General features: G+C 32.0%; 2 protein-coding genes. Both read left to right on the top strand.

What is annotated here, in order from left to right:
* The first annotated feature begins 287 nt into the window (after positions 1-287).
* Positions 288-3,224 carry a histidine kinase gene (locus KVT34_RS29115; RefSeq protein WP_088094954.1) on the top strand — a complete coding sequence of 979 codons (2,937 nt, stop codon included), beginning with the start codon at positions 288-290 and terminating at the stop codon, positions 3,222-3,224.
* Positions 3,224-3,997 carry a response regulator gene (locus tag KVT34_RS29110; RefSeq protein WP_098341930.1) on the top strand — a complete coding sequence of 258 codons (774 nt, stop codon included), beginning with the start codon at positions 3,224-3,226 and terminating at the stop codon, positions 3,995-3,997. Before KVT34_RS29115 ends, KVT34_RS29110 begins: the two co-directional genes overlap by 1 nt.
* The last annotated feature ends 30 nt before the right edge of the window (positions 3,998-4,027 follow it).

Below are 4,027 nucleotides of genomic sequence, written 5' to 3'. Positions count from 1 at the left end.
TCAATGCTTCTATTTTCTTAGTTTATCCTCTCTAAATAAAGGAAAATTTCAGTCCTACTGATAATTCATTTACATCACTTCAATATTTACAATGGCTGTATTCAGCTAACGCCTTTCTTTACTTTTGAACCTTCATCCGGAACATTTTCCCCTATACATTACAGGCGAATTGGTTAAAAAACTATGGATTTCATAACATGCCAATACATTAAATCCTTATATTTGATATATACAATTTAATTATTAGAAATTTTATTATATATTATTGAAGAAGAGGTGATTACTCCATGTGGAAACAAGCCATTGGTTGGTTTCTCATCACTATGATGATATTTTTAATGATACATATTAACTTTCGAGATAGTGATACAAATCTCATTCAAACACGTGCACAAAATGGGACAATTAACTTAGGTGATCTTCCTTCAAATGCGAAAATATTATCTTTAGCAGGCGAATGGAAATTCACCCCAAATGAATTTGTAGATGTGAACCAATTTCAAGAAAAAGCTCTAAATCAAATTGTGCCAGGACAGTGGGAATCCAAAACACAATATGGTTCTTATCAATTAAAAATCGAGCTACCTAAGCATTTTTCTGAAGTTGGCTTTCGCATTCGAAACATTTGGTCCGCCCATACCATTTATGTAAACGGCGAAAAAGTTTCTGCAATAGGTCAAATTGGAAAATCAAAAGAAGCTACAAAACCTGAAAATCCATCATATGAAATTTATTTAAAGCCAAAAGCAAAAGAATTGCTCCTAACAATTCACGTTTCAAATTTCTACAATGTACGCGGAGGTATTATTTTTCCAATCGATTTCGGTGATGCTAAAGCAATGCAAGAAGACGTAGCTGAAGATACAAATATCGAATGGACAGCCGTTTCCATCTTATTAGTTTTTAGTATTTTTCATCTCACTATCTTTTTGTTACGTAAAAAAGATGATGGCTTTTTTTATAGCGGTTGTTATTTCCTAAGCCTAGCACTAATTGTTATGACACGAGGAGAACGTATATTACTTCGTGCCGTTCCTAATATCCCTTTTGAATTTTATTTTCGCTTACAGGACTCTATTACATTTTTTAGTGCTATTTTATTACCACTATTTATTTCAAAAACTATGCCGACTATTATAAATAAAAAACAACTGTTTTTATTATTTTCACCTTTCTTTATTTATAGCGTAGGAATAATCTTATTTCCAGCTCGGTCGCTATCAAATCTACAAACACCATACTTTTTTTATATGAATATCATGTTGTTGTGGATTATCCTGAGAATGACTCAGCTCATCATACAAAAAAAGTGGATTATTAGTAAAAACGAAATTTTAATTTTCACCCTTATGTTACTTACTCTATTTATGTTTCTCTTTAGCGGTACACTCGAACAACTTTTTGCATCAGGTCGTAATATATTTAACCGCTTTGGGCTACTAGGGTTCATTATTATGATGAATGTCTTTTTAGGCACACGTTTTATTAATCGTACCGAAGAGGCCGAGCACTTATCAAAAAAATTAGAAGCTATTCATTTAACGAAAGATTCTTTTCTAAAAGTAACAACACAAGAATTAAAAGATCCGTTATACCATGCAATTAATTTAATTAAATCCGTAAAAGCTAATGATAAAAAAGAGAAGCATTCAAATGAGCTACACTTATTAGAACAACTTACAGAACGTTTACTATACCTTACTAATGATCTACAAGATTTCACAAGAATTAAATTTCATGATTATTCTTTTACAGCAAGATCAACAAATATAAAAATGGTTGTGAATCATGTTTATAAATTAATGGAACTACCTCTCTCAAGAAAACATATTACATATCAAGAGTATGTACCAAATAATTTACACGGACTAGTAGATGAAGACCGGTTAACACAAGTTCTTTACCGTATTTTAGAAGAATGTTGTTACTATGCAGTAGATGGGAAAATTGTTATTGATGCTCAGCATATAGGAGAAAATATTCATTTAACCTTTAAAGCGACTAGCAACTCTACTGTTACTTATGAAGATACTCGCACTGAAATCGGTTTATTAATAAGTAAAGAACTGCTAGAACGTATGGATGGACATTTGCAGGTAGATTACTATAAAGCTTCTATCTTATTTAAAATCCAAGTTCCTTTTTATGAATATAAAGAAATACATACTATTTTACAGGAACAACATAATTTTAAAGAAGTTTCCCAAGCAAACACTAGTCAGCAGCCAACAATTTTAATTGTAGATGATGATGTCATACATACAGAGGTGCTAAAATCTTTACTAGCAGAAACATACAATATTACCATTGTGCATTCGGCTCAAGATGCTATTTTCTTATTAGAGAGCATGAAAGATTTCGCGCTTCTTATCATAGATGAAACTCTTCCTGAGATTGGAGGAGTCGAACTTGCTAAACATATACGCAAAAAAACATCAGTACTAGAATTACCTATTCTAATGTTAAGTTCAAAAGATTATCCAACGCATGTAGATCATTTATTTGCAAGTGGAATAAATGATTACTTAGTCAAACCTTATACAAAGCAAGTACTATTAGCTAGATTACATACTATTTTCCAAACAAAAGAAGCGATACTGCAAGCATTTGAAAATGAAATGGCCTTTCTACAGGCACAAATTAAACCGCACTTCTTATATAATGCAATGAGTAATATTATTTCATTTTGTTATACAGATAGCGAACATGCTGCACATCTCCTAACGATGCTAAGCTCCTACTTACGCTATATATTTGAATCCGGAAACGAAACAAATTACTCTACATTACAAAAAGAAATTTCCATCATTCGAGCATATGTAGAAATAGAAAAGGCACGATTTGGCGAACGTCTTTCTTTTTCATATGAAGTTGACACTATTGAATCTTTAGATGAAATATATATACCTAATTTACTCGTACAACCACTTGTGGAAAATGCAATACGCCACGGTCTATTTGAGAAAGAAGAAAACGGTCATGTACAAATTAATATAAAACAAATAAAAGAGATTTTATTTATACAAGTAATAGATAACGGTATTGGGATGTCAGAAACAACCATACACAATTTGTTAAACGGAACTCTTCAGAACCAAGGAATTGGATTTTCTAATGTTTTACGTCGTGTTCGAAAGTTTTCTAATGGAACTGTAGAAATTTATTCTATTGAAAGTAAAGGAACAACTATTAATGTAACGATTCCATTAAAGGAGAGAATGTAGTGTGGCGAATAGTAATAATAGAAGATGAAAAGCCTATTTTAGATTTACATAATCATTTATTAACAAAACATGGCGGATTTCAAATTGTTGATACTTTCCAGTCACCATTAGAGGCAATTAACATGCTTCCTCATTACACATTAGACGCTATTTTACTAGATATTGAAATGCCTAAAATGACAGGAATTGAACTCGCTAAGAAATTAGTAGATGACGGTATCGATGTTCCGATTATCTTTTCTACTGCCTACCCCACTTATGCTTTAGAAGCGTTTCGGGTACAAGCTCTCGATTATATATTAAAACCATTAACACCTAGCGCTGTACAGGATGTAGATTACCGCCTAAAAAAATATTACGGTGTTACGAATCAACAAAGAAGTTCAAATACTCTTCAAGTACAACTGTACGGTAATACATTTATAAAAAAAGACCATCAATCACTAAAGTGGCCTACCCGTGTTACCGAAGAGCTTTTTTATTACTTCCTTCTCCATAAAGAAAAAGCTGTTTCAAAGTGGAAAATTCTTGATGATATTTGGCCTAACACAGATGAAAAACGTGCATTAGCAAATTTGTATAATACTATTTACCGAATACGCCAACTATTTAGTGAGCTAAATGTCCCTCTCAAAATCGAGCGTACAACTGATGGTTATGAAATGCAGATTAACCAAACAGTTCAATTTATCGAAACACACAATACCGACGACCTATTATTAGAGTCCAAAGGATATTTATGGGCTTACAAACTTCAAAATATACAACTTTAAGAAACCTATTTCTAAGCTGAAACAGGTTTC

Origin of the sequence: Paenibacillus sp. GbtcB18, from assembly GCF_019091125.1 — a bacterium.
Classification (GTDB): domain Bacteria; phylum Bacillota; class Bacilli; order Paenibacillales; family NBRC-103111; genus Paenibacillus_F; species Paenibacillus_F chitinolyticus.
This window is presented reverse-complemented; position numbering and strand designations above follow the sequence as displayed.

Excerpts from the sequence above, each read along its gene's own strand:
- KVT34_RS29115 (WP_088094954.1), top strand. The coding sequence starts at position 288 with ATGTGGAAACAAGCCATTGGTTGGTTTCTCATCACTATGATGATATTT.